The sequence below is a fragment of the Saccharopolyspora galaxeae genome (assembly GCF_016526145.1).
Lineage (GTDB): Bacteria > Actinomycetota > Actinomycetes > Mycobacteriales > Pseudonocardiaceae > Saccharopolyspora_C > Saccharopolyspora_C galaxeae.
This window is the reverse complement of sequence record NZ_JADDUE010000021.1, coordinates 1-26,299: the sequence shown is the minus strand read 5'-3', so window position 1 is coordinate 26,299 and position 26,299 is coordinate 1. Positions and strand designations below refer to the sequence as shown.

General features: G+C 68.0%; 24 protein-coding genes. 15 read left to right on the top strand and 9 right to left on the bottom strand.

What is annotated here, in order from left to right; genetic code table 11:
* Positions 1 to 14: 14 nt before the first annotated feature.
* The 3 genes from INP57_RS28695 to dmpG are packed head-to-tail and all read left to right on the top strand — an operon-like array spanning position 15 to position 2,799.
* The gene (locus tag INP57_RS28695) at positions 15 to 824 is read left to right on the top strand and encodes a 2-keto-4-pentenoate hydratase (protein WP_307850334.1); all 810 of its coding nucleotides are present in this window, start codon (positions 15 to 17) and stop codon (positions 822 to 824) included.
* Complete coding sequence (locus INP57_RS28690) at positions 821 to 1,768, top strand: acetaldehyde dehydrogenase (acetylating) (RefSeq protein WP_200073499.1); 948 nt, start codon at positions 821 to 823, stop codon at positions 1,766 to 1,768. The genes INP57_RS28695 and INP57_RS28690 overlap by 4 nt, the downstream gene beginning before the upstream one ends.
* Complete coding sequence (gene dmpG / locus INP57_RS28685; RefSeq protein WP_307850333.1) at positions 1,765 to 2,799, top strand: 4-hydroxy-2-oxovalerate aldolase; 1,035 nt, start codon at positions 1,765 to 1,767, stop codon at positions 2,797 to 2,799. The genes INP57_RS28690 and dmpG overlap by 4 nt, the downstream gene beginning before the upstream one ends.
* On the opposite strand, the gene INP57_RS28680 is transcribed toward dmpG, so the two are convergent.
* The 3 genes from INP57_RS28680 to INP57_RS28670 all read right to left on the bottom strand — a co-directional run bounded on the left by INP57_RS28680 (position 2,796) and on the right by INP57_RS28670 (position 6,333).
* Positions 2,796 to 3,950 carry an acyl-CoA dehydrogenase family protein gene (locus tag INP57_RS28680; RefSeq protein WP_200073498.1) on the bottom strand — a complete coding sequence of 385 codons (1,155 nt, stop codon included), beginning with the start codon at positions 3,948 to 3,950 and terminating at the stop codon, positions 2,796 to 2,798. The two genes, dmpG and INP57_RS28680, sit on opposite strands and share 4 nt — an antisense overlap.
* Positions 3,951 to 4,000: 50 nt before the next feature.
* Positions 4,001 to 5,221 carry a CaiB/BaiF CoA transferase family protein gene (locus INP57_RS28675; protein WP_200073497.1) on the bottom strand — a complete coding sequence of 407 codons (1,221 nt, stop codon included), beginning with the start codon at positions 5,219 to 5,221 and terminating at the stop codon, positions 4,001 to 4,003.
* A gap of 416 nt (positions 5,222 to 5,637) precedes the next feature.
* A complete protein-coding gene (locus tag INP57_RS28670) occupies positions 5,638 to 6,333 on the bottom strand; it encodes an IclR family transcriptional regulator (RefSeq protein WP_200073496.1) in 696 nt (231 codons plus the stop codon).
* Positions 6,334 to 6,620: 287 nt separating this feature from the next.
* On the opposite strand from INP57_RS28670, the gene INP57_RS28665 reads away from it, so the two are divergent.
* A complete protein-coding gene (locus tag INP57_RS28665) occupies positions 6,621 to 7,406 on the top strand; it encodes an electron transfer flavoprotein subunit beta/FixA family protein (protein WP_200073518.1) in 786 nt (261 codons plus the stop codon).
* A 30-nt stretch (positions 7,407 to 7,436) separates the two neighbouring features.
* Positions 7,437 to 8,390 carry an electron transfer flavoprotein subunit alpha/FixB family protein gene (locus INP57_RS28660; protein ID WP_200073495.1) on the top strand — a complete coding sequence of 318 codons (954 nt, stop codon included), beginning with the start codon at positions 7,437 to 7,439 and terminating at the stop codon, positions 8,388 to 8,390.
* Between the two features lie 357 nt (positions 8,391 to 8,747).
* Here INP57_RS28660 and INP57_RS28655 read toward each other — a convergent pair whose 3' ends face one another.
* Positions 8,748 to 10,418, bottom strand: a complete 1,671-nt coding sequence (locus INP57_RS28655) for an AMP-binding protein (RefSeq protein ID WP_200073494.1) — start codon at positions 10,416 to 10,418, stop codon at positions 8,748 to 8,750.
* A 492-nt stretch (positions 10,419 to 10,910) separates the two neighbouring features.
* Here INP57_RS28655 and INP57_RS28650 point away from each other — a divergent pair, with 492 nt between their 5' ends.
* Complete coding sequence (locus tag INP57_RS28650; RefSeq protein ID WP_200073493.1) at positions 10,911 to 12,365, top strand: aldehyde dehydrogenase; 1,455 nt, start codon at positions 10,911 to 10,913, stop codon at positions 12,363 to 12,365.
* Positions 12,366 to 12,868: 503 nt separating this feature from the next.
* Here INP57_RS28650 and INP57_RS28645 read toward each other — a convergent pair.
* The 5 genes from INP57_RS28645 to INP57_RS30460 form a co-directional block, all read right to left on the bottom strand.
* Entirely contained in the window at positions 12,869 to 13,972 is a 1,104-nt protein-coding gene (locus INP57_RS28645; RefSeq protein ID WP_200073492.1) for an NAD(P)-dependent alcohol dehydrogenase, read from the bottom strand.
* A gap of 30 nt (positions 13,973 to 14,002) precedes the next feature.
* Positions 14,003 to 14,323 carry a 2Fe-2S iron-sulfur cluster-binding protein gene (locus INP57_RS28640; RefSeq protein ID WP_200073491.1) on the bottom strand — a complete coding sequence of 107 codons (321 nt, stop codon included), beginning with the start codon at positions 14,321 to 14,323 and terminating at the stop codon, positions 14,003 to 14,005.
* 13 nt (positions 14,324 to 14,336) lie between these two features.
* Entirely contained in the window at positions 14,337 to 15,575 is a 1,239-nt protein-coding gene (locus INP57_RS28635; RefSeq protein ID WP_233628650.1) for an NAD(P)/FAD-dependent oxidoreductase, read from the bottom strand.
* The gene (locus tag INP57_RS28630) at positions 15,572 to 16,897 is read right to left on the bottom strand and encodes a cytochrome P450 (protein ID WP_200073490.1); all 1,326 of its coding nucleotides are present in this window, start codon (positions 16,895 to 16,897) and stop codon (positions 15,572 to 15,574) included. The genes INP57_RS28635 and INP57_RS28630 overlap by 4 nt, the downstream gene beginning before the upstream one ends.
* A 257-nt stretch (positions 16,898 to 17,154) precedes the next feature.
* Complete coding sequence (locus tag INP57_RS30460; RefSeq protein ID WP_200073489.1) at positions 17,155 to 18,330, bottom strand: LuxR C-terminal-related transcriptional regulator; 1,176 nt, start codon at positions 18,328 to 18,330, stop codon at positions 17,155 to 17,157.
* 390 nt (positions 18,331 to 18,720) lie between these two features.
* Here INP57_RS30460 and INP57_RS28620 point away from each other — a divergent pair, with 390 nt between their 5' ends.
* The 9 genes from INP57_RS28620 to INP57_RS28580 all read left to right on the top strand — a co-directional run.
* Positions 18,721 to 19,614 (top strand): zinc-binding dehydrogenase, encoded by an 894-nt coding sequence (locus tag INP57_RS28620; protein WP_307850332.1) that lies wholly within the window; start codon positions 18,721 to 18,723, stop codon positions 19,612 to 19,614.
* Between the two features lie 103 nt (positions 19,615 to 19,717).
* Entirely contained in the window at positions 19,718 to 20,884 is a 1,167-nt protein-coding gene (locus tag INP57_RS28615; RefSeq protein ID WP_200073488.1) for an acyl-CoA dehydrogenase family protein, read from the top strand.
* Entirely contained in the window at positions 20,884 to 21,633 is a 750-nt protein-coding gene (locus INP57_RS28610; protein WP_200073487.1) for an SDR family NAD(P)-dependent oxidoreductase, read from the top strand. The genes INP57_RS28615 and INP57_RS28610 overlap by 1 nt, the downstream gene beginning before the upstream one ends.
* Complete coding sequence (locus tag INP57_RS28605; protein ID WP_233628643.1) at positions 21,633 to 22,832, top strand: thiolase family protein; 1,200 nt, start codon at positions 21,633 to 21,635, stop codon at positions 22,830 to 22,832. Before INP57_RS28610 ends, INP57_RS28605 begins: the two co-directional genes overlap by 1 nt.
* A 40-nt stretch (positions 22,833 to 22,872) precedes the next feature.
* Positions 22,873 to 23,799, top strand: coding sequence for a hydroxymethylglutaryl-CoA lyase (locus tag INP57_RS28600; protein ID WP_200073486.1), 927 nt, complete (start codon positions 22,873 to 22,875; stop codon positions 23,797 to 23,799).
* A 477-nt stretch (positions 23,800 to 24,276) separates the two neighbouring features.
* Positions 24,277 to 24,918 (top strand): RNA polymerase sigma factor, encoded by a 642-nt coding sequence (locus INP57_RS28595; RefSeq protein ID WP_200073485.1) that lies wholly within the window; start codon positions 24,277 to 24,279, stop codon positions 24,916 to 24,918.
* Positions 24,919 to 25,027: 109 nt separating this feature from the next.
* The gene (locus INP57_RS28590) at positions 25,028 to 25,882 is read left to right on the top strand and encodes an MlaE family ABC transporter permease (RefSeq protein WP_307850331.1); all 855 of its coding nucleotides are present in this window, start codon (positions 25,028 to 25,030) and stop codon (positions 25,880 to 25,882) included.
* Between the two features lie 10 nt (positions 25,883 to 25,892).
* Entirely contained in the window at positions 25,893 to 26,174 is a 282-nt protein-coding gene (locus INP57_RS28585) for a hypothetical protein (protein WP_200073484.1), read from the top strand.
* A 12-nt stretch (positions 26,175 to 26,186) separates the two neighbouring features.
* A partial coding sequence (locus INP57_RS28580) for a transposase (RefSeq protein ID WP_200072785.1) occupies positions 26,187 to 26,299 on the top strand: 113 nt, incomplete at its 3' end.

The following is a 26,299-nucleotide window of genomic DNA, read 5'->3' as shown; positions in this document are numbered from 1 at the left end:
GAACCGAGGGAATCGTGCCCGAGCTGACCGGAATCGAGGCGGCGGCCGAGCGTCTGCTGGACGCCGCCAAGACCCGCGTGCCGTGCGCGCCCGTCCGCGACCTACTGCCCGACGCGGCGGCGACCACGGCCTACGCCGTCCAATCAATGCTGACTCGGCACCGGAGCGACCGTGGCGGGCGAATCGTCGGCCGCAAAATCGGCCTGACCTCCCCGGCGGTCCAGCAGCAGCTGGGAGTCGACCAGCCCGACTTCGGTGTCCTGTTCGACGACATGGCTGTGCCTGCCGGAACCGCCGTGGACACCGCCCAGTTGCTGCAACCGCGGATCGAGGCGGAGATCGCGTTGGTGCTCGGCAGCGACCTCGACGGCCCGCACATCGATCTCGCCTCGGTGCGCGAGGCCGTCGCGGGGATGGTGCCTGCTCTGGAGATCGTGGACAGCCGGATCGCGGGGTGGGACATCAGCTTCCCCGACACCGTCGCGGACAACGCTTCGAGCGGGATGTTCGTCCTCGGCGGGACCCAGCTCGACTTCGCCGGCGCGGACCTGCGGGAAGTGGAGATGACCATGGTCGATGGTCAGGGCCGGACGGTCAGCAGCGGAAGCGGGGCGGCCTGTCTCGGCGACCCGCTGAACGCGCTGCTGTGGCTGGCCCGCACCTGCTACGAACTCGGGATGCCGTTGCGCAGCGGGGAGATCGTGCTGTCCGGAGCCCTCGGACCGATGGTGCCCGTCAGCGCCGGGATGTCCTTCTCCGCCACGTTGAGCGGGCTCGGGACCGTCACCGCAGAATTCTCCGGGAACGCGGGGGGAGCAACGTGAAGACCAAGGTCGCGATCATAGGCTCCGGCAACATCGGAACCGACCTCCTGATCAAGGTGATCAGGCTGTCCGATTCCCTAGACATGGGGGTGATGGTGGGAGTCGATCCCACCTCGGACGGGCTCGCCCGCGCGCGTCGGCTCGGCGTCTCCACGACGGATCGTGGCGTGGAGGGACTGCTCGGTATGCCCGAGTTCGCCGACGTGGATGTCGTCTTCGATGCCACCTCGGCAACGGCTCACGAGCGGAACTCGGCGCTGCTGGAGCCCCACGGGAAGCTGCTGGTCGACCTCACGCCCGCAGCGATCGGGCCGTTCGTGGTCCCGGCCGTGAATCTGGACGCGCACCGAACCGCCACCAACGTGAACATGGTGACCTGCGGCGGACAGGCGACGATTCCCGTGGTCGCAGCGGTTTCCCGGGTCGCACCGGTCCGGTACGCCGAGATCGTCGCCTCGATCGCCTCGAAATCGGCGGGGCCCGGCACCCGCGCGAACATCGACGAGTTCACCGAAACGACCGCGAAGGCGATCGAGGTCGTCGGCGGCGCGGACCGCGGCAAGGCGATCATCGTCCTGAATCCGGCCGAACCGCCGATGATCATGCGAGACACGGTTTTGTGCCTGGCGGGCGACGGCGACCCCGAACTGATCCGGGACAGCGTCGAGCGGATGGTCGCCGAGGTTTCCAGGTACGTGCCCGGCTACCGGCTCAAGCAGCAGGTGCAGATCACGCCCGTCGCCGCGGACGAGCCGCTGGGCACGCTGATCGACGCCGCGCCGCGCCCGAGCTGGAAGGTCTCGGTATTCCTCGCCGTGGAGGGCGCGGCGCACTACCTGCCCGCCTACGCGGGCAACTTGGACATCATGACCTCGGCCGCACTGCGCACGGCCGAGCAGCTCGCCGCGAACGCGGCCCGGCAGCGCGTCGAGGTGGACACGTGAGCACACCGCACCAGAGCACGCCCCGTCTGTACATCCAGGACGTCACGTTGCGGGATGGCATGCACGCGATCCGGCACCGACTGGCCCCGGACAGGGTGCGCGCGATCGCCGCCGCATTGGACTCCGCGGGCGTCGACGCCATCGAGGTGGCCCACGGCGACGGCTTGGCTGGCGGGAGCGTGACCTATGGCCCCGGGAGCAACACCGACTGGGAGTGGATCTCCGCCGCAGCGGAGGTCGTCAACCGGGCGGTGCTGACCACGTTGCTCCTGCCGGGAATCGGGACCATCAAGGAACTCGAACGCGCCCACGAGCTCGGCGTGCGCTCGGTGCGGGTGGCCACGCACGCCACCGAAGCGGACATCGCCGCCCAGCACATCGGCAAGGCCCGCGATCTCGGCATGGACGTGTCCGGCTTCCTCATGATGTCGCACATGGCCTCGCCGACCGAGCTGGCGAAGCAGGCCGTGCAGCTGGAGTCCGCGGGCGCGCGCTGCGTGTACGTCACCGACTCCGGTGGTCGACTGACGATGCGGGACGTGCGGGAACGGATTCGCGCGTACCGCGACGTGCTCGACGACGCCACCGAGATCGGCATCCACGCTCACGAAAACCTGTCGTTGTCCGTGGCCAATTCGGTGGTGGCGGTGGAAGAGGGCGTGACCCGGGTGGACGCCTCGCTGGCGGGGCACGGCGCCGGCGCGGGCAACTGTCCGCTCGAAGCGTTCGTGGCGGTTGCCGACCTGCACGGCTGGCAGCACGGCTGCGACCTGTTCGCCTTGCAGGACGCCGCCGACGACATCGTCCGCCCGTTGCAGGACCGCGCAGTGCGGGTAGACCGGGAGACGCTGACTCTCGGGTACGCGGGGGTGTATTCGAGCTTCCTGCGCCACGCTGAGCGCGCCGCTGCCGAGCACGGGCTGGACACCCGACAGATCCTGGTGGAGGTCGGTCGGCGAGGTCTGGTCGGCGGCCAGGAGGACATGATCGCGGACATCGCCCTGGAACTGACCGCCGACTCGCCGCGCTAGAACACCACGCTGCCGCGCTCGAGCACGTCCTTGGCGATGATCCGCTTCTGGATCTCGGCGGTCCCGTCCGCGACCAGGTACGCCATGACGTCGCGGTAGCGCTGCTGCAACGGGAACTCGGTGGAGTAGCCGAGGTTGCCGTGGATCTTCATGGCGGCCTCCACGGCGTCCTTCGCGGCGACCGGGGGCCACCACTTGCTCATGGAGGCCAGCGACGTGTGCGGCTGCTCTTGCTCGCGCATCCACAGGGCGTGGTAGCACATCCATCGCGCGGCTTCGAGGTACGTCGCGTGCTCCGCGAGGGGGAACGAGACTCCCTGGTTTTCGGCGATGGGTTTGCCGAATGCGTGGCGCTGGGTCGCGTAGGCGGCCGCTTCGTCCAGGCTCACCTGCGCGGCCCCCAGGCACATCAGGCCCAGCGCTGCGCGGCTGAAGTCGAAGTGGCTCATCACCGCCTGGAAACCCGTGCCCGGCTCGCCGACGAGGTGGCTCGCCGGCACGAAAACGTCGTCGAGGTGGATGGAACCCCACCCGAGCGGCAGACAGCCCATGCCCGGCATGTGGTGCACGGCGGCGCCCGCGGAATCGAGCGGGACCAGGTAGCAGCTCACTCCGGACGAACGTGTGCTGCCGGGATCGCGCGCGTAGATCAGCGCGGCGGAAGCGTTGCAGGCCCAGGAAATGGCGGTCTTCTCACCGCTGAGGCGCCACCCGCCGGAGACCGGACGGGCCACTGTGGACATCGCAGCGGCATCCGAACCGGAACCGGGCTCGGTGAGCGCGATCGCGACCGTCTCCCGCCCTTCGATCATGGGCGGCAGGTAGCGTTCCTGCACCGCCTCGTCCGCGTGCAGGAGCTGGGAGGCGATGAGGCCGGTCTGCACCGGCGCCGAAGCCAGGTTCACATCGCCGTAGGCCAGCGTTTCGGTCGCCAAGCCCAGCATGATCGGGTCTTCCTGACCGGTGCCCCCGAACTTCTCGGGCAGCCCGATGCCCAGCACGCCGAGCTCGCCGAGTCGGCGCAGGACGTCGAACGGGAACGTCGTGGACGCGGCGCGGTCGCGATAGCCCGGCAGCAGATTCCTGCGGGTGAAGTCGGCGAGCGTCCGTTGGAAGTCTTGCTGCTCTTCGGTGAAAGCGAACGAAACCATGCGAGTCTGCCTCTCGGTCGGGGTTTCAGGCTGTGCTGCGGAATTCGCGGTCAGACGACTTCGCGCCGCCGGAGGTCGGCGATGGCGGCCGCGGAGTAGCCGAGCTCGCCGAGGAGCGCGTCGGTGTGGGCGCCGAGCTCGGGCACCGGACCGGCGGGGTACTGCTTGCCCCGCTCCTGGATCACCTGTCGCAAGGTGTCCACAGGCCCGACCGGAGATTCCACCTCGACCCACCTGTCGCGGGCGGTGAACTGCGGGTGGTCGGCGGCTTCGGCAAGGCTGTTCACCCGTGCGTTGGCGATCTGGGCTTCGTCGAGCAGTTGCAGCAACTTCGCGGTGCCAAGTCGGGACGTCGCGTCGTTCACCAGCGCGTCCACCCGGGCGCGGTGCTCTGCCCGCGCGATCGTGGTCGCGGTGCTCGGATCGTCCACCAGTGCGGGTGATTGCAGCACGGTGCGCGCGAACCGCGCCCACTCGCGGTCGTTCTGCACGCCGATCACGACTTGATCGCCGTCCGCGGTCGCGAAAGCCCCGTAGGGGACCAAGGAGGGGTGGCCGATGTTGACGCGCTCGGGCGGCGCTCCGTTGTGCTGGGTGTAATAGAGGTGGTTGGCGATCCAGTCGGTGATCGCGTCGAGCATCGCGACCTCGACGATCGTGCCCTGTCCGGTGCGTTCGCGCTGGTAGAGCGCCATGAGCACGGCGGAGTACATGTGCATGCCACTGGCGACGTCGGCGGCGGAGAAGCCGGGTTTGACCATCTCGTCCCCGGTTCCGGTCGCGGCCACCACTCCGGACTCGCACTGCACCAGCGCGTCGTAGGCCCGCCGTCCGGAGTAGGGGCCGGGTTCGCCGTAGCCGGAGTTCGACACGACGATCAGCCGCGGGTGCAGTGTCCGAAGGTCTTCGTCCCCGAAGCCCATGCGGTCGACCGCGCCGGGGCTGAGGTTCTGGATGAACACATCGGCCTCGGCGAGCAGCGCGTGCAGCACCTCGCGCCCCTCGGGCTGCTTGAGGTCGGTGGTGATCGATTCCTTGCCCCGGCCGGTCCACAGGAACACGCTCGACAGCCCGCCGCGGACCACATCGTCGTAGTGCCGCGCGAAATCCCCGCCGTCGCGGCGCTCGACCTTGATGACGCGCGCGCCCAGATCGGCGAGCTGCCGCGTGGCTATCGGGACGGCGACGGCGTGCTCGAGCGCCACGACCGTCACGCCGTGCAGCGGACCGGGATCGGGACTCGCGCTGTGGGCGTCTCGACGATCAGCCATCGATCGGGGCCTTCCTGTTCGCTGGTGCTGCGCTTCCTGCGCCGAAAATCTGCGAGTTCCGGCCGCTGGTTCTGGGATCAGCAGCGTCAGTAGCGACGATGCCGAGCGGAGTTCGCGGTGCGCCGCGAACTCCGGTGAGGACGCGCAGGCTGAACCCCGCGAGAGGTGGTGCGCAGTCGCCGATGGCGTCAGCGCAGATCAAGGCTGGGCGCGGAGCGGGCGACACCGCGCGCAGTGACCTCGAACCAAACGCGCGTTCTTACATCAGATCGACATTCCTATATGGAGACGGTCGGACCATAAGACCATAGATGACGCCCGTCAAGATTCGGGTCGACTGCCGGAGCTTGCCGTCCGGCCCGCGATCCACGCCTGACCTGCGACGGCTTTTCCGCAGGTGCTGGGGAAGTCCGGGGTCAGGTGAGGTGTTGCGAGATCTCTGCGGCGGCTTCCGACAGCGCCGCGGCGATCTCGTCGAGCAGCGGGTTGACGCGAGGGCTCGGCCCGCCGACCGCGATGCACGCCACCAGTTTGCCCCGCTCGGTCAACCCGATCGCCGCGGCGCTGAGGTCGGGGAACGTGTCACCGCGGTTGAAGGCCACTCCGCGCTCGCGCACGGCTGCCAGCTCCGCGGACAACTCCTTGCGGCGCTGGGGAACCGAGATGCGTGCGAGCAGGTAGTCGTCGAGCTGCTCCGGAGTCCGTTCGGCGAGGTGCAGCTTCATCATCGCCGACGGGTTCTCGAAGTGCCGCCGCACCTTCGGCGGCGAATACCGGATGGCCTGGGTCGACTCGATGGTGTCGAGGTAGACCAGCGTCTCGCCGGTCATCGACCCGAGCATGACCGTTTCGTCGAACTGGCGGTGCAGCTTCTCCATGGGGGCGCGGGCCATGTCGACCACGGTCGGGCGCGCTGCGGCAGCCACGGTCGCCATCGCAGGCCCCAAGGTGTACCGGCCGTCCTGTTCGGCGAGGTAACCGACCGCGACCAGCCCTTTCACCAGGCCGTGGACGGACGACTTCGGCGCGTTGAGAAGTTCGCGCAGCGTCCCGAGGCGCAGGCCGTCCGGGGCGGCGGCCGCGGCCTCCAGGATGGCCGCGACCCGGGTCACGGTCCGGTGCTCGGGGCTTCGCGTTCCGGGAGGGTCGGCGCGGTGTGCGCGTGTGGGCGGCACGTGAGCCTCCGTCGTTCGTCTCATGTCCGCGGTTGCTGGTTCACATTATCGGACAACCGATCATATTGAGGACCCTAAGCAACACCAAGCACTTGTGTTTTGGTCAGTCCTTTATTACTTTTAGGCTTATTGGTAGGCGGGTGCCGGGCACACCTGGTCCGAGCGGAGGTACGAGCCCCGCGACTCGACCCGAGCCCGGACTCTCGACGAGTTAGGGCGTGGGACTGTTGAACGTTGTCGTGCTGGTCAAGCAGGTTCCGGACACCTACTCCGAACGCAGGTTGACCGAGACGGATCACGCACTGGACCGCGAGTCGGTCGACGCGGTCCTGGACGAGATCAACGAGCGCGCCGTGGAAGCGGCGCTGCAGATCGTCGAATCGCACGGGGGAGAGGTCACCGCGGTCTGCATGGGGCCCGACCGCGCGACCGATGCGATCCGCAAGGCGCTGTCCATGGGCGCACACAAGGCGGTCCACCTCTCCGACGAGGCGTTGCGGGGAACCGACGCACCGGCGACCGCTCGGGCGTTGGCGAAGGTGATTGGCACGCTGGAGGCGGTCGACCTGATCATCGCAGGCAACGAGGCCACCGACGGCCGGAGTGGGGCGGTGCCAGCGATGCTCGCGGAGCTGCTGGGGTGGCCACAGCTCACCCATGCCCGCAGCGTCGAACTCGACGGGTCAACCGTGCGCGCTGCCCGCGAGACCGACGCCGGGGTGCTGCAACTGGAAGCGGAACTGCCGGCGGTGCTCTCGGTGACGGAGAAGATCAACGAGCCGCGCTACCCGTCGTTCAAGGGGATCATGGCGGCGAAGAAGAAGCCGTTGTCCGTGCTGGCGCTGGCGGATGCGGGCATCGACGCCGCTGAGGTGGGTACCGCTCACGCCGGCTCCCGGGTCCTCGCCGCCGCACCCCGCCCGCCGAAGCCGGCCGGGCAGAAGCTCGACGACGCCGGTGATGGCGGCACTCGGATCGCGGAGTACCTGGCAGCGCAGAAGCTGGTCTGAAATCCGGGCCGCACGAGGAGGAGCGCAGTAATGTCCGAAGTTCTAGTCCTCGTCGACCACGTCGACGGCGAGGTCAAGAAGGTCACGGCCGAGTTGCTGACCGCGGCTCGCTGGCTCGGCGAGCCATCCGCGGTAGTCGTCGGCGAACCCGGGGTGGCGGCGAAGGTAGCTGATGCGCTCACCGCGCACGGAACCGCGAAGATCTACGCGGCCGAATCGCCCGAGGCAGCACGGTTGTTGCTGGTTCCGGAGGTCGACGTCCTCGCGGAGTTGGTCGCCACGCGCGAGCCGTCGGCGGTGCTCGTCCCCGCGTCGGTCGACGGCAAGGAGATCGCGGGCCGCTTGGCCGTGCGTCTGGGTTCCGGGCTGCTGTCGGAAGTCGTGGACCTCGGACCCGAGGGCGTCGCGTCGCATTCGCTGTTCGGCGGCGCGTACCTGGCCGAGGCCGAGGTGACCGCGGGAGTGTCCGTGCTCTCGGTGCTGCCGGGCAGCATCGAGCCCGTGGACGAACCATCCAGTCCGATCACGGAAGAGGTGGCCATCGGCGTTGCCGGCAAGGCGGCGCGGATCACGGGGCGCCAACCTGCGGAGGCGGGGGAGCGCCCGGACCTGGCCGAGGCGCCGGTGGTCGTCTCCGGCGGCCGGGGCGTCGGTTCGGCGGAGTCGTTCGAGGTGGTCGAGCAGCTGGCGGATTCGCTGGGTGCCGCTGTCGGGGCCTCGCGCGCGGCCGTGGATTCCGGGTACTACCCGGCGCAGTTCCAGGTCGGGCAGACCGGCAAGACCGTCTCGCCGAACCTGTACGTCGCGCTGGGCATTTCCGGGGCGATCCAGCACCGGGCCGGGATGCAGACCTCGAAGACGATCGTGGCCGTGAACAAGGATCCGGAGGCGCCGATTTTCGAGATCGCCGACTTCGGGATCGTGGGTGACCTCTTCCAGGTCGCTCCACAACTGACGGGCGCGGTCGCCGAGCTGAAGAGCTGAACGGTGGTGCGTGATGACGTGGCGGCTGTGCGCATGCCTGTGCAACGAGGTCGGGCACCACGGAATCTGCCAGGAGATGGCCGATTCCCAGTGCATCCAGTCCAACTCGGCGTGGCAGCTGTTCGTTCCGGGGGAGCTCTGCCGCGCCTGCTACGCGGATGTGCGTCGGCGGCTGAACGCCTCTGCCATCCGCAACCGCGGGATCGTCTCCCCGGTGGTACGCCGATGATGTGAACCTGCACCCGAGGCGGGGGAAGGGCTTGTAGCCCTTCCCCCGTTTCGCGTCCGAGGACGTGCGAAGCACGAAACTGGGCGCCACCGCGACGGTGGCGCCCAGTTCGGAATCGAGGCGCGCCTTTAGACGACCCCGCCGTCCTGGAGCTTTTGCTTGATGTCGTCGCGCAGCACGTGCTTCTGCACCTTGCCGGTCGCCGTCAGCGGAAGTTCCTCGACCAGCTCGAGGCGTTCCGGAAGCTTCGGGGTCGCGACTCTCCGCCCGCGCAGGTAGGACACGATCGACTCCAACGACGGCCGGTCCGCCGGCTCGGCCGGCACGACGTACACGCAGACCTTTTCGCCCAGCCGGGCATCGGGCATCGCCACCACGGCGACGTTGGCGACCAACGGGTGCTCCGCGAGGAGCTCTTCCAGCTCGCGGGCGCTGATGTTCAACCCGCCCCGGATGACGATGTCCTTCGAGCGACCGGTGACCCGGACGTACCCGTCCTGGTCCATGTACCCGAGGTCCCCGGAGCGGGAGTATCCGTCCGGTGTGAACAGGGCCGCGGTCTGCTCGGGGTCGCGGAAGTACTCGATCATGTGGCTGGGGCCCTTGTAGGCGATGTCGCCCTCCGTGCCGCGGGGAACCTCCTCGCCGCGGTCGTCGACGACCTGCACGCTCGCCCCGGCGGATTTCACGGCCGCCCCGTCCGAGGTCGCAGATCGCTCCGGCGCGTCGTCGACAGTGCACATGGTCGTCAGGAAGTTCTCGGAACGGCCGTAGAGGCTCAGGATCCGGCAGCCGCCGAGCATCTCCTCAGCGCGGTGCACGACCGATGCCGGTACCGGAGCGCCCGCGCACACCCACATGCGCATGCTGCTCGGATCGTGCTGGTCGGGGTTATAGACGTTCAGCAGCATCTCCAGGAACGCGGTCGCGGTGACCGCGGAGGTGCAGCCGTACTCAGCGATTCGCCGCATCGCCGCATTCGGTTCCCAGGCGTCCATCAGGTGCGATGCGGCACCGCTCTGCAGTGGGAGCAACATGCTGGTGACCAGGCCGGTCGAGTGCGTGATCGGCGACGGTCCGAATTGGACGTCGGATTCGCGGTAATCCAGGCTGCGCGCGATGGCCGCACTGCTGGCGCGAACCGTGTTGAGGGTGTGAAAGCAGCCCTTCGGGCGCGAAGTCGTCCCCGAGGTGTAGACGATCAGGAATCCGTCGTCGGGCGAGGGGTGCGGGCCGAGTTCCGGATCCTCGCCGGCGACCTGATCGGAGACGACCAGCTCCTCGAGCGGAATGCACCGGCCGTCCGTGCCGGTGCTGCGCACCGAGATGATCTCCTGGAGTTCCGGGCACCTCGAGCGGAGCCGGGAGTACATCTCCACGTATCCGAAGTTCTTGAACTGCTCGCAGGTGATCGCCGCTTTCGCGCCGGAGTGGGTGAGCAGGTACTCGACCTCGTCCTCGCGGAAGATCGGCATGATCGGCACGAGGATGCCGCCGATGCGGCCCAGCGCCGTGGCGATCAGCGTGAACTCGCTCCAGTTGGGCAGTTGGACGGCCACCCGGTCGCCCGGGCGGATCCCGAGGCGGCGGAGGCCGAGCGCCAGCCGCGCGCCGCGGTCGCGGAGGTCGCGGAAGGTCAGGTTCGTCGTCCCGTCGGACGCGAAGATCTTGTCCGGGCGCACTTGCGCCTGCGCTTCGACGAGGTCGAACAGGTTCGCGTCCTGCCAGAAACCGGCTCGGTAGAAGCGTTTCGCGTCTTCGTCGGTGTACCGGTCCTGAACTGTCGCCGTTGGCAGCATGGGAACACTCTTTCGGACTTGACAGCACCCTGCGGAAAGCTCGAACAAGCTAAAAATAATATGGTCAGACCAAAATTTCAATCGGTCGGCTCGGCCAACCTGCTGCGTGCGCAGCAGGGGTCTGCCGTCGTACCCGCGGCGAGCTTCGCTGAACGTGCCGTCGGATCCCAGGTCGCGGGCACAACAACACCCCTTGGGAAGGCGAAAAATCTCTCGCAGGGGTGAGGCGCGGCACCCCCTGCGCGATCAGACTTGGGCCAGCGGGGCGGAAGAACGGCATCCAGGGCGGAACGGCCAAGGCCTAACTGCAGACGCATGCCGGGGAAAGCGGCTCTGGCCGCAGCGCGGCACCGCGAGACCGAACGCCGCAAGATCCCGTGCGGCTACCGCCATTCGGGCCTTCGGCCGGTCCGGCCGTTCGTTGCGGATGCGGTCCGCAGCATCCGCGTACTGGACCCGCTGTGCACAAAACGACAGGCGCAAGGAGTGCGGATGGACAAGCTGGTCTACGACAAGCTGTACATCGGCGGCGAGTGGGTAGCACCGCAGTCGACCGACACGATCGAACCGGTCTCGGCCAGCACCGAGGAGCTCCTCGGGAAGGTGCCGCACGCCGGTGAGGCCGACGTCGACCGTGCGGTGACGTCCGCCCGAGCGGCGTTCGACGACCCCTCAGGGTGGGCGCACTGGCCAGCCTCGCGCCGGGCGGAGGTCATGCGCCGCTTCGCGGCATCGCTGGAGAGTCGTGCCGAGGAGATGGTGCGCCGCATCAGCGGCCAGAACGGGATGCCGGTGGCGATCGGGCAACAGCTGGAGGCTGTTTTCCCCGCCATGCTGCTGCGGTACTACGCCGACCTCGCCGAGGGCACGGAGGTGGAAGAGCGTCGTCCCGGCCTCCTCGGCGGCACCACGCTGGTGCGGCGCGAGCCGATCGGGGTGGTCGGCGCGATCGTGCCGTGGAACTTCCCGCAGTCGCTGGCCTTCTTCAAGATCGCCCCGGCGATGGCCGCCGGGTGCACGGTGGTCATGAAGCCGTCCCCGGAGACGGTGTTGGACAGTTACCTGATGGCGGAGGCAGCCGAGGAAGCCGGCGTGCCGCCGGGTGTGCTCAGCATCGTGCCCGGTGGCCGGGAGATCGGTGCATACATAGTCGAGCACCCGAAGGTCGACAAGATCGGGTTCACCGGGTCTACCGTGGCGGGGCGCGCCATCGCGCAGCGCTGCGGGGAGTTGCTGCGGCCCGTCACGCTGGAGCTGGGCGGCAAGTCGGCGGCGATCGTCCTGGAGGACGCGGACCTGGCGTCCAATGTGGAGAATCTGTTCAGCGCGTGTCTGATGAACAACGGGCAGACTTGCTACGCGGGCACTCGGATCCTCGCGCCGCGCAAGCGATACGACGAGGTCGTGGACATCTTCACCCAGCTGGCCTCGTCGTTGAGCGTGGGCGATGCGCTCGACCCGGCGACCCAGATCGGTCCGATGGCCACCGCCAAGCAGCGCGAGCGGGTCGAGGGCTACATCGCCAAGGGCAAGCACGAGGGCGCACGGATCACCACTGGCGGCGGGCGGCCGAACGATCTCGGCAAGGGCTGGTTCGTCGAACCGACCATCCTGGCCGACGTGGACAATCGGACCACCGTCGCCCAGGAGGAGATCTTCGGCCCGGTGCTGAGCGTGATCCCGTACGACGATGTCGACGGTGCCGTGCAACTGGCCAACGAGGTCGATTACGGGCTCGGTGGCTCGGTGTTCACCGGCGACCCGGCGAAGGGGCTCGACGTCGCCCGCCGGGTGCAGACCGGGACCATCGGCATCAACGCCTACCTGCCCGACCCCACGGCGCCGTTCGGCGGGATCAAGGGCAGCGGGATGGGGCGCGAGCTCGGTCCGGAAGGGCTGGCGGCCTATCATCGGATCCAATCGGTGTACCTGGATAGCTCGCAGTAGTTCGAGCGCGCGAGGAGCGCTCGGCCGGTTCGCCGGTCGGGCGCTCCTTCGTGTCTGGGACGAAATGTCCCGCACTGCCGGGGAAATGCACGGGCGGGTCGTGCTGCCTGCGGCGAACTCGTTGGGAACGAGGGATTCTGGCGCGCGCCGTCATGACGCCTTCGCCGAACACGGCCTCGTTCGAAGACCGCGCACATGGCGCTGCGACACAGGCTTGTTTGCTCCGTCACCGCGCTGGCACGCGACTGATGCACCCGGTGAGTCACGCATGTTTTCGCGCGCGTGCGCCGAAAACGCCCCAAACCAAGTCCTACGCGGACAGATTCGTTGGGCCGGGACGTCTGCGTCGCGGCGTTGCACGCCATGTCGTCGCGCGTCGCCGGGATGGATTCGGGGTGCGCTACCGGCAGGAGTGAATTCTGTTCGGCGGCGCGAAAAACGGAGGCGCCGACCGGTGTGCCCCCACCGGTCGGCGCCTCCGCCTCCCTTTTCCCGCCAGCTGGTCAGTCGTGCACGAGCACGATCTTGATCGCCTCGCCCTCGTGCTGTGCCGCCACCGCCTCGTTGATCGCGGAGAACGGCTTCTTGGTGATGAGCTTGTCGAACGGGAACCGGCCCGCCGCGTGCAGTTCCAGCAACAGCGGGATGAACGTGTCCGGATCGCTGTCGCCCTCGACGATTCCGACCACCCGGGTGCCGGTCACCTGCGTCTGAATGAGGCTCAGCGGCAGTGCCGCGGCCGGGTCGGCCGGTACGCCCAGCAGCCCGATCGCGCCGCGCTGTCCCAGCGATAGCACGGCCTGCTCGATCACGGGCACTTGTGCCGTGGTGTCCACCGCGTACTCCACGCCTTCGGGGGCGACGGCCCGCACCATTTCGGACAACGTGCCCTCAGCCGGGTCGATCACATGCGTGGCACCGAGTTCGCGCGCCAGCTCGCGCCGTTGCCCCATGGGTTCGGCGACGATGATCGTGCGCAGACCGCGGGCCGCCGCACCCAGGACGGCCGACAGCCCGACCGAACCCCCGCCGAGCACCAGCACCGACGAGCCGGGCTCGCAGTCCAGCGAGTTCATCACCGCACCGGCGCCCGTCTGGACCCCGCACCCGAGCGGACCGACGAGTTCCAGCGGCGCGCTGTCGGGCACCTTCACAACGTTTCGTTCGTGGGCGATGGCGTGGGTGGCCAACGAGGACTGCCCGAAGAAGTTGCTGCCGATCTGCTCCTGACCGCGGCTCAGCGCGCTGCTGCCGTCGAAGCGCTGACCACCGAAGTTGGCGGCCATGAACTGCTCGCAGTAGGCGGGCGCGTCCTTCTTGCACTGGACACAGGCACCGCAGCTGTTGAAGCTGACCGCGACCTTGTCGCCCTTGCCGACCTTCGTGACCGACGAGCCGACCTCGACCACCACACCGCTCGCCTCGTGCCCCAGCACGCCGGGGAACGGGAACGGCAGGTGCCCCTCCTTCACCGCGATGTCGGTGTGGCACAGGCCGGCACCGACGACCTCGACGAGGACCTCATCGCCCGCGGGTTCTCCTAGCGACACCTCTTGCGGGGTGAAATCGCCACCCGCCTGGTCCACCACTGCCGCAGTGATCTGCATCGTGCACTCCTTGATCTGTTCGGCTGCGGGTCAGCCGTCGTTGTCGAGGGCTGTGACCTGGACTCCGTCGCAGGCGTCGCTGACGATGAGCTGGCAGGAGAGCCGGGAGTTGGACTGCGCTCCCTCGGCGAACTCCAGCAACTCGTTCTCCTCGTCGGAGGGTTCGTCGAAGAAGTCCCACCACTGCTCGTCGAGATGGACGTGGCAGGTCGCGCATGAGCAGCTGCCGCCGCATTCGGCGACGATGCCGGGAAGGTTGTTGCGGACCGACCCGTCCATCACGCTCTGCCCGACGGGTACGTCGACCTCGTTCGTGCTGCCGTCCGGCAGGACGTAGACGACCTTGGGCACGGTTTTCCTCCTGTCATTGCGAAACGGCGCTCCGGAGCGGGACCTCCGGGTCCGCGAGCTTGGCGGGGTCGATACGGGCGCCGTTGGCGATGAGCTTGCGCGCCGCCATGAATTCGGCCGCCGCGTTGGCCGACTCGACGCAGGACACGACCCCGCCTTCGTGGTGGAAGAGTGCGAACTTGCCGGCCGTGGGATCGCCTCGGCACAGCACGTCCGCCGAGCCGGGCAGGCCGGCGATCTTGAGTTTCAGATCGAACTGGTCCGACCAGAACCACGGCACCTCGGGTCTGGGCTGCCGCGTGTTCAAGATGATCGATGCGGCCTGCTTCGCCTGCTCCACGGCGCTCGGGATGCTCTCCATCCGGACCGGATCGGGGCGGCCGGGCAACGGCCTGCGGGTCACGTCGCCGATCGCCAGCACTGCCGGATCGCTGGTGCGCGTCATCGAGTCGACCAGGATGCCGCCGGCGCAGACCAGCCCGGCCTCTTCTGCGAGCCGATCCCGCGGAACCGCCCCGACCCCGACGAGCACGGACCCACACGGAATTTCGGTGCCGTCGGAGAGGACCACCCCGCGGACGCTGCCGTGCTTCTCGGCCAGTTCGATCACTTGGGCGCCGGTGCGAACGTCCGTGCCGTTCCGCTGGTGGTACTCGGTCAGGATCTCCGACAGAGACGTGCTCGCGACCCGCGCGAGGATCCGGGATTCGCGTTCCACAACGGTGGCTTCGTCGCCGCGGGCGCGCGCCGCAGCGGCGACCTCCAGACCGACGTAGCCGCCGCCGACGACGACGATTCCGCCGTCGCGCTGCACTGCCGCGCGCAGTTGCCGCGCATCCGCGAGGGTGCGCAGCTCGAGCACGCCTTCGAGGTCGCCACCCGGTACCGGGATCGCTCGCGGCGCCGCGCCAGTGGCGAGCACGAGCACGTCGTAGTCGACGGACCGCCCGGAGGAGGTGACCACTCGCCGTGCGTCGCGATCCAGCGAGACGACCTCCTCACCGAGGCGGAGGTCGATGTCCTGCTCCCCGTAGAAGGCGAAATCCCGCAGCCACTGCTCCAACCCGTCGTCGTCGAAGCTCTTCGACAACGGCGGCCGGTGGTACGGCGGGTCGGGTTCCTCGCCGATCAGTACGACCTCGCCGGTGAAGCCCCCTTGGCGCAACAGCCCGGTGAGGGTGCCACCTGCGTGGCCACCTCCGACGATCACCACACGGCGATCGTCGGAGGTGCTGCCGGTCCCTTGGCTCATCGCAGGACGAGGTTGACGGGCAGGTTCTTCAGGCCACCGACGAAGTTGGTCTGCACGAGCTTGCGCTCGCCGGTGACCTCGACGCGCTCGATGCGCGGTAGCAGCTCCTCGAACATGATGCGCAGCTCCTGCTTGGCGAGGTGCTGGCCGACGCACATGTGCGGGCCGTAGCCGAAGGCGATGTGCTTGTTCGGCCGACGGTCGATGTTGAAGGTCTCCGGGTCGTTGAAGATGTCGGTGTCCTGGTTGGCCGACTGGTACAGCAGTGCGAACCGGTCGCCCGGTTTGATCTGCCGACCGCGCAGCTCGTACTCCTGGGTGGCCTGACGGGTGAACTGCTTGACCGGCGAGGACCACCGGAGCGACTCGTTGACCAGGTGTGGGATCAGCTTCGGGTCCTCCTGCACACGCCGGAGCTGGTCCGGGTGGTGCGCGAGCGCTTCGATCGCGCTGGACAGGGTGCTCGACGTCGTGTCGTGCCCTGCCGTGGCGATGGCGATGAACCAGCCGTAGGCGACTTCCTTGGCGAAGAACTCGCCGTCCTCCTGCCGCGCGTTCGCGATGATGGTCGCCAGGTCGTCCTCCGGCGTGGCCCGCCGGTCTTCGACGAGCCGGTCGAAGTAGGCGTAGAAGTCCTGGATGGCCGCGGCGAACTGCTGCGCCGCGGCTTCCGGCGTCGTCGGGGCCACGTCCTGACGAGCCGCGTCAGGGTCTGCTGCGCCGAAGAAGTCCTGGGTGAGGCCCATCATCCGAGGCTCGTCCTCAACCGGGACGCCGAACAGGCTCATGATGACGTGCAGCGGGAAGTACAGCGCGAAGTCCTTGACGAAATCGATTTCGTTGGTACCGGAACGCAACCCCTTCGCGATCGCCTCCTGGGCTAGCGTGCGGATGGTGTCTTCCCACTTCTTCAACGTCGCAGGGCGGAACCATTCCGCGGCGATGTCGCGGACGAGCGTGTGTTCCGGCGGGTCGAGGAAGGTGACGGTCTCGAGGACTCGCAGACTGCCGTTGTTGATGGACTTCGTGAACTCGTCGCCCGCCTGATTGGTCAGGATGGGGTTGTGCGAGCCCGGCTCTTCACCACCGCCGCTGGTGAAGATGTCCGGCTGGCGCTCGATCTCCATGATGTCGGCGTGCTTGGTCACCAGGTAGACCGGGTCGAAGCCCTCCACGGTGACTTTGGCGAGCGGGTTGTTCTCCCGCAGCCACCGGTACGCCTCGAAGAGGCGAGTCTCGTCGCGGTGGCCTTCGGGCAGTACGACCTGGTTAGCGATTTCGTCCGGAATAGGAGTGAGGTTCGTTTCCTCGGTGGTGGTCATACGTGCTCCCGGATTATGCGTGCGCTGGGGGAAATCGTTCGGGGTATCCGGCACCGCCGGATCGGAATGCAGTCTCCTGTCGCCAGGACGTGTGCTGCATCACCCCTGGGTGAGAGATTCCTACCCCGCTCGGGTCCTCTGGGAGAGCTCAACCGTGCACACCGAGTCCGCGGAGCGGCGGCATCGCGGCCAGCGCACCCGGGCGCCGATTTTCGGTCGACAGCACCGTGGTTCGCTGCGGCGGTGCTCCAAGCCGGTCAGTGGCTCATGGCGTGGTAGCGCGCCACGGCCTGCGCTCTGTTCTCCGCGCCGAGCTTGCGGAGGATGCTCTTCACGTGTGTCTTGACGGTGCCTTCGGAGACGAACAGCCGGGTGGCGATCTCGGCATTGCGCTCGCCGGTCGCGAGGCGCGCGAGCACCTCCAGTTCGCGTCGCGTCAGCTCCGGCAGCGGTGGCGTTGAATCTGATTTCCCCGCCGAGCCCGCCATGTCGAGAGAGCCCTGACGCGCAACCAGAGGAGCGCCAGAGTCGGATTCGGCGAATACGTCGACCGCATCGGCGACTGCGCGCGTCTCCACACGCAGCCGGTGCTGCAAGGCGTTGAGCCGCTCGTAGCACGACGTCCGCTCGAACACGAAGCCCAGCCCTTCCGCGAACAGGCCCAGCACTTGGCGGGCGAGTTCGTCGACGCCGCCCGGGCTCGCGCTGTCATCGGCATGCACGAGTCCGACGACCCGGTTGTTCACCACTACCGGTGCCGAGACGTAGGACCTGGTCTGCATGAGGGTCTTGAGCTCTCGGTGCACCTCCGGACGCGCCTGCGCGTCCTTGACGAGCACTGGCACGCGTCTGCGGAAGACGTGACCTTCCGGGACGTTGCGATCCAGGACGCCCGGTGCGGCGGTGCCTACCTCGACCATCGATTCCGCCAGGACGGCGTCGGCGTCCGCGTGGGCGGACTGCGCGATCCACCTGTCCCCTTCGATGTGGGAGAGCAGGGTCCGGTCGTAGCCGAGCTGACCGACGATCTTGGGCACGATCTGGACCAGCTGCTGCACCGAGGCGGCCGAATGCATCTGCCGCAGCGCGTCGTTGACGTCGGTCATCGCCGTGGCGCGGTTGGCCAGGTGCGCCTCGCTGATCGCGTCGCGCATCGCGCTGACTTGCACCAGCAGATCGATCAGCTGCTGCCGCTGCGCGGCGTCGTCCGGCTGCGCGGCGATCCGCTTGGTCACAATCCGGTCCGCGGCGTTGATCGCGTGGACCGCGTTGTGCATGTCGAGGCCACCGTCAGGGATGAGCCCGGGAGCGCGGGTCAGGTCGCCGGCTGCGGACAGCACCTCGCGTGCCTGCCGCAGGGGTTCTTCTAGTGCTGCGGAGATCCTGCGTTCTTGCGCACTCCCGCGGTCATAGCGTTGAACAGCGCCGTTCACGGCCGGCTCCTCTCTATCGGGCGGCTGCTCGGGGCGGGCTCGACGCGTGCTCCGGGCAGCTCGGACCGGGTCGGTGGCGGACGGATTGTGACCTACGACGCCACGAATGGGTGGCGATCGCGTCGAAGTTCTCCATTCCGGGAGAGGAAGCCACCCCCAGCGGGGGATGGCGGTCGCTGGACCGCTCGCCATAGCGGTGGAGAATGGCCCAGCCGCGGTTCGGTATTGCTCGTGCATCGACGTCCTTGTCGTCGGGCAGTTATGGACCTACCCTTTTAAAGGTCTGACCGAGAGGGGTTTCGAGTGTATGCAGCGGTCCTGCGCGAGTTCGGTCCCGCGCGCAATCTCCGGTGCGAAGACGTCGACGAGCCGACGGCCCGGCCCGGCTGGGTGACTGTCCGTCTGCGGGCCGGTGCGCTCAACTGGCACGACGTGCTCGTCCGCCAGGGCAAGTACGGATCGAAGCTGCCGCACGTCCCCGGTGCGGACGGGGCGGGCACCAGACTCGACACCGGCGAGGAAGTCGTCGTCCTCCCGTCCTTGTGGTGGGGCGACGACGAGAGCGCTCCGGCTCCGGGATGGGAGATCCTCGGTGATCATCACGCCGGTACCTACGCGGAGCTGGTCACCGTGCCTGTTGATTGCGTGCGTCCCAAACCGCAGGGGTTGAACTGGCGCGAGGCGGCAGCGCTGCCGTTGGTGGGGCTCACGACCCATCGCGCGCTGTTCGCCCGTGGCCGCCTCTGCAAGGACGAATCCCTCCTGGTCCTCGGTGCCGGTGGCGGTGTCGCGACGATGGCCGTGCAACTCGCAGCGGCGACCGGTGCGAAGGTCGTGGTCACGTCCTCCTCGCGGGACAAGGTCGACAATGCGCGCGAGCTCGGCGCAGAAGGCGGCGTGCGCTACACCGACGACGACTGGTGGGAGCAGGCCAAGCAGCTGTCGCCAGGTGGGCTCGGTTTTGACGTGGTGCTGGATCCCGTGGGCAGTTGGCAGGAGGCCGTGCACGCCCTACGGCCGGGTGGACGGCTCGTGGTGTTGGGCGCATCGCGGCGCTCGGACGCGGTGCTCGACGTGCGGCACTTCTACTTCGGCCAGTACGACCTGCTCGGCACGACCATGGGAAGCCCGCGGGACTTCGACGGACTTCTGTCCCTTGTGGATGGTGGTGTGGTAGGGGCGCCGGTGGTCGATCGGGCGTTTCCGCTCGACCAGGCCGCTGAGGCGCATGAATACCTGGAGCGCGGCGGCGGGTTCGGCAAGATCGTCCTCGACTGCGAGTGACCTCGCCGAGGCGGACGTCGGAAGTGTGGCATCCGGTTTTATTTTGGTCAGTCCTTTAGTAAGATTGCTCCAAACCCTCAACGGGGCGAGTGGGAGATCTGCTGTGGACTTTGAGTTGACCGAGGATCAAGCGACGATCCGCAACGCGGTCGCCGAGCTGGCCGGCAAGTTCAGCGACCAGTACTGGCTGGAGAAGGACGCGGCGCACGAGTTCCCGACCGAGTTCTACGACGCGTTCGCCCGCGGCGGGTGGCTGGGCATCACCACGCCCGAGGAGTACGGCGGGCACGGATACGGGATCACCGAGGCGTCGCTGTTGCTGGAAGAGGTCTCCGCGTCCGGCGGCGGGATGAACGCGGCCAGCTCGATGCATCTGTCCATCTTCGGGCTGCATCCGGTGATCGTGCACGGTTCGGAGGACCTGAAGCGCCGCAACCTCCCGCGCATCGTCAACGGGGAGCTGCATGCGTGCTTCGGCGTCACCGAGCCGGAGGCAGGACTGGACACCACCAAGATCACCACGTTCGCGCGCCGCGACGGCGACCACTACGTGGTCAACGGCCGCAAGGTGTGGATCTCCAAGGCCCGCGAGTCCGAGAAGGTCCTGCTGCTGACGCGCACGACCAAGTTCGAGGACGCGGAGAAGAAGACCGACGGCCTCACGCTGTTCTTCACCGACCTCGACCGTGACCGCGTGGACATCCGGCCGATCGACAAGATGGGACGCAACGCGGTCAGCTCCAACGAGCTGTTCATCGACGAACTCCGCATCCCGGTCGAGGACCGCGTCGGCGAAGAGGGCAAGGGCTTCAAGTACATCTTGGACGGTCTGAACCCGGAGCGGATGCTGGTCGCCGCCGAAGCGCTCGGCCTCGGGCGCGCGGCGCTGCGCAAGGCCGCGCAGTACGGCAACGAGCGGGAGGTGTTCGGGCGCCCGATCGGCATGAACCAGGGGCTCCAGTTCCCGCTGGCCGACTCGCTGGCCCGACTGGACGCCGCGGAACTGGCGCTGCGCAAGGCGACCTGGCTCTACGACAACGGAAAACCCTGCGGCCGCGAGGCGAACACCGCGAAGTACCTCTGCGCCGACGCGGGTTACCAGGCGGCCGACCGGGCGTTGCAGACGCACGGCGGCATGGGGTACTCGGAGGAGTACCACGTCTCCCGGTACTTCCGGGAGGCTCGCCTGCTGCGGATCGCTCCGCTCAGCCAGGAGATGGTCCTGAACTACCTCGGTTCGCACGTCCTCGGCCTTCCCAGGAGTTACTGATGTTCGATCTCAACGACCGGGCCGCCCTGGTCACCGGCGCGGGTGGCGGCATCGGCGCCGCGGTGGCGGAGGCGTTCGCGCACGCGGGTGCGCGCGTGCTCGTCTCCGACGTCGACGAGCAGGCGGCCAAGGACGTCGCGGAACGGATCGGCGAATCAGGCGGTATCGCGGAATACGCCGCGCTGGACGTCCGCGACGCGGCGGCAGCCGCCGAAGTCGCCGAGCGCGCGGCAGGGTTGGGCGGCGGCACGCTGCACATACTGGTCAACAACGCCGGTGCGATTTCCCCGGCGATGTTCCCGGACCTGGAGGAAGAGGCGTTCCGCCGCATCGTCGACATCCACCTAATGGGCAGCTACGCCTGTAGCAAAGCGGCGCTGCCGCATCTGGCCGAGGACGGGCGGGGACGGATCATCAACGTCACTTCCGCCGCCGGGTTGCAGGGAACCATCGGCCAGGCCAACTACGGTGCGGCCAAGGCCGGGATCATCGGGCTGACCAAGTCGCTCGCGCGGGAGCTCGCGCGCAGGCAGGTCACGGTGAATGCGCTCGCCCCGCTGGCCGCCACGGCGATGACCGAGAACATCCGCAGCAACGAGAAGCTCGCGGCCAAGACCCTCGCGCGGATCCCTCTCGGCCGCTGGGCGGAGCCCGCCGAAATCGCGGGGTCCTTCGTGTTCATGGCCTCGGACGCGGCCGGGTACATCACGGGCCAGGTGCTGCCCGTCGACGGCGGGACGGTGATCTGATGAGCCGTCCACGCACGGGCCCGATGCAGAGCGCAGGCCGGGAGGTCGTGCTCGCCGAAGCCGTCCGGACGCCGATGGGCAAGGGCCACCCGGAGAAGGGCTGGTATCGCGACACGCATCCGAACGAGATGCTCGCGGCCTGCTACGACGAACTGCTCGCCCGCGCTGACCTGCGTGCCACCGAGGTCGAGGACCTGGTCATCGGCTGCACCGCCCCGTTCGGCGAACAATCCCGCAACATCGGCCGCAACGCATGGCTGCAAGCCGGCCATCCGCCGGAGGTGCCCGCTGTCACCCTCGACCGCCGGTGCGGGTCGGCGCAGACCGCGGCCGAGATGGGGGCGGGGCTCGTCGGGTCCGGTACCCACGACATCGTGATCGCCGGCGGGGTCGAGCACATGGGGCGGGTGCCGATCAACTCGCCGGGCGAGATCTCCAAGCTCTACGGCGATCCCTGGCCGGCCGAGCTGCGCGAGCAGTATTCCTTCGTGCACCAGGGCGAAAGCGCGGAACTCATCGCCGAGCAGTGGGCGATCGAACGCGCCGAGATGGATGAGTTCGCGGTGCGTTCCCATCGGCTGGCCGCGCAGGCGAACTCCGAAGGCCGGTTCGACGCCGAGATGGTCCCGATGGAGCTGGTCGGCGAGACACGCCGCAATGATCAGGGAATCCGCCCGGATACCGAACTCGCTGCGCTGGCACAGCTGAAAACCCCGTTCCGCGCGGAGAACGGGCGGATCACGGCCGGAACCTCCTCACAGATCTCGGACGGCGCTGCCGCGGTCCTGCTGACCTCCCGGACGGCCGCGAACGAGTTCGGGCTCGACGCACGCGCCCGGGTGCTCGACCAGACCACGGTCGGCGTCGACCCGATCATCATGCTCACCGGCCCGATCCCAGCCACCCGCAAGCTGCTCGACCGCAACGGCTTGAGCATCGACGACATCGATCTGATCGAGATTAACGAGGCGTTCGCCTCGGTGGTGCTGGCCTGGGAGCGGGAGTTCAAGCCGGACATGGACCGCGTCAACGTCAACGGCGGCGCGATCGCCCTCGGCCATCCGGTGGGCGCTACCGGGGCGCGGTTGATGGCCACGCTCGTCGCCGAGATGGAACGGCGCGACGTCGAACTCGGGCTGGTCACCATGTGCTGCGGTGGCGGCCTCGGAACTGCGACGCTGATCGAGCGCGCCGGCTGACTCTCGGACTTCGACAAGCGACAAGAAGGGAGCGGCAGCGATGAGCCACCGCCCGTCCGCCGTGCACATCCGGGAAGTCGGTCCCCGCGACGGCTTCCAGAACGAACCGGAGCACATCTCCACCGAGGACAAGGTCCGGCTGATCAACGAATTGGGCCGCACCGGGCTGGAGCGCATCGAAGTGGCGAGCTTCGTGCGCCCGGACCTCATCCCGCAGCTGTCCGACGGTGCCGAGGTGTTGCGCCGCGTGGACGTGCCCGACGACGTCAAGCTCATGGTCCTCATCCCCAACAACAAGGGGCTCGACAACGCGCTGAAGGTGCGCGAGACGTTCCACGAGGCGGCGATCTTCGTCAGCGCCTCGGAGACGCACAACAAGAAGAACGTCAACCGCACCGTGCGCGAGTCTATGGACGAAAACACCGTCGTGGCGCGGCGAATCCGAGAGGAAGGGCTTGGTTGCGCCGCGGTCATCGCCACCTCGTTCGGCTGCCCCTACGAGGGCGAGGTGAACATGGATGCGGTCCTCGAGCTCGCGGAACGCTTCGCGGAAGCCGGCGCGACCGAGATCGGTTTCGGCGACACGACCGGCATGGCCAATCCCGGGTATGCCAACGAATTCTTCACCGCCGCGTTGCAACGGTTGCGGGATGTCGAGGTCACCGCGCACTTCCACAACACCCGCGGGCAGGGTCTGGCCAACGCCTTCGCCGCGCTGGAGGCGGGGTGCAACAGCTTCGAGTCGAGCTTCGGGGAACTCGGCGGCTGCCCGGTCCCGCCGGGCTCCACCGGCAACATTGCGACCGAGGACCTGGTGAGCATGTTCCACGAGATGGGCGTGGACACCGGGGTGTCGCTGCCCACGGCCATCGAGGCTGCGCGCTCGGCGCAGTCGGTACTCGGTCGCAAGCTCACGAGCCATTCGATCGTCGCCGGGCCGGTGGAGTGGGCCTCCAACACCGGTTGATCGCGCTGGGGATCGAAAACCACCGATCCGATTCATCACCCGCGTGATAGCAGCAGCACTGCTCGTGGCATTCCGTCGAGCCGGAACAATTCCGACAGCGTGCCTGAAACCGCTCGGCGACCGAATCGATCTGCCATCGGCGATGGTCGGGTAGGTGCGGCCGGAACGGTTCTGCTCGATCGCGATATTGAATCTCATTCGGTTCGCCCGGACGATCCGAATCTTGTTCTTGGGCCGGCGCCCCGCTTTCCGCGGGGCGCCGGTCCTTTTCGCGTCGTCCCGGCGGCGGCAGCGGGAGCTGCTACAACCAGCTGCAACGCACCGGAGATCCGTGTCCGAAGGGGGGACGACTCCACCCCTTGGGGAGGACGTTGTGCGGCGGTGCGGTCGGTAATTTCTCCCGGGTGAACAGCGCCACTCCCGGAAAATCGGGGGTATGCGCCGGGAAACGGCCGTCTCGTGCCTTGGGGTGAGGACATGTCTCTCGTGGTGGAGTCAGCTATCCCCGAAGAATCGTCGGCAGACCGCGAATATCGGCTGGCGACCGGTGAATTCCGGGATCAGCCGGGATCTACGGAGCGGTCGTTCGCGTTGGTCCGTGCCGTGCAGCGCGGGGACACCGAGGCGTTCGGAACGCTCTACGCCTGGCACTACGACGACGTGCGCTGCTACCTGCAGCGCCTGCTCGGTGACCGGGACGTGGCCGAGGACTTCGCCAGCGAAACGTTCGTCCGCGCGCTGGCCTCGATCGACCGGTTCGGGTATGCAGGCAGCGGATTTCCGGCGTGGTTGACCACGATCGCGCGCAACGTGGCAGTCGACTTCTTGCGCTCCCGGAGATCCCGGGAGGTGTGCCTGGACCCGCTGCCCGAACCACCGGAAAGCGGTGGCGCGGAGCGGGAAGCGATCTACTCGCTCGGTGCCGCGCACGTGCGCAGCGGTGTCGAACGGCTTCCCGCCAACCAGCGGGAGTGCGTCCGCTTGCGCTTCCTGCAAGGCAGGACGGTCGCCGAGACCGCGGAAACGTTGGGGCGCAGTCCTGCCGCGATCCGCCAGCTGCAACGCCGCGCGATCCGCGGCCTGGCGAACCTGTTGGACGCGGAATGGCTGCGGTCGTGAACGGGGAAAGGCGCGGAGCCGCTGAGCACCTCGGTGTGGCCGGAGCCGTGCGAAGTCGGACGAGGCCGTGGATACAGCGCGGTCGTCGCGGACATTCCAGGGAGCGCAAGTGAGCGAAACCGCGCAGTCGAAGGCGGCGCCGGACAAGACGGCGGCGGCGCGCCGGCCGCAGCGGAAGTGGCTGCGCGGCGCCGAGAAACCGCTGGTGCAGGCGGGGGAAATCGTCCAACTGCTGATCGCCGTGGTGTGGTCGGCGATTCGGCATCCCGTCGGTTACTGGGGTGCCGTCCGAGATCAGATGTTCAGCCTGCTGAAGCTGTGCTGGGTGCCGATGGCGGTGTCCACAACGGCCTTCGGGCTGGCGGCGCCGGGTTTGCAGGGCGGCAACATCTTCCTGATCTTCGGGATCCCGGAACGGCTCGGCGCGTTCTTCATCATGGCCAGCGTCCGGGAGTTCGCCCCGTGGATCAACGCGATGGTGGTCGCCGGTGTGGTGGGCACCGCCATGACCGCGGATCTCGGGGCGCGGCGCATCCGCGAAGAGATCGACGCGATGGAAGTGCTGGGCGTCGACCCCGTCCGGGACCTGATCGTGCCGCGAGTGCTCGCCGTGGCGATCATGACCGGCTTCATGGATCTGGTGGCCTTGGTGTTCGGCATCGTCGGCGGTTACATCGCCGCGATCTTCGTGCTGGGTGCGGACAATGCGGCCTTCTTCGCCAGCTTCTTCGACAACGCCACCACGCCCGACATCTGGGGCAGCGTGGCCAAGACGACGATCTTCGGCGTCATCATCGGCGTGGTCTGCTGCTACAAGGGCCTGCACGTCCAGGGCGGTCCGATCGGCGTCGGCCGCGCCGTCAACCAGGCTGTGGTCTCCGCGTTCGCGGCGATCTGGGTCGTCAATTACCTGTTCACGACCATTCTGCTCGGGCTCCACCCCGAGATGCAGGTGTACCGCTGAGGAGTTGGGCATGTCGACCAGGGATGGCCAGGACCGGCCGGCGGAATCGGGCTCGCGGGCGCCGAAATCGCAACCCGTGCACGTTACGCCTGCCGCCGTGCGGGCCAAGATTCGCGGCGCGGTCAGCACCGGTGGGGAGATCGCGCGGTTCAGCGGTAAGACTGTCCGGACGTTGCCCGACGTACGCCACTACTTCACCGAGATCTTTCACCAAGCAGGCATTCTGATCCTATCCAGCGTGGACCGTTCCCGCTTTGGCGGACAGCCGAGAGTAGTGATCGACTGTCTGTGAAAGGGGTGGATGATGGCGGCGTCGCGCCGGAGGTACACTGCCGAGTATCGCAATCACGCGGTAGAGTTGGTCCGTGAATCGGGTAAGCCGATTGCGGAAGTAGCACGCGATCTCGGAATTAACGA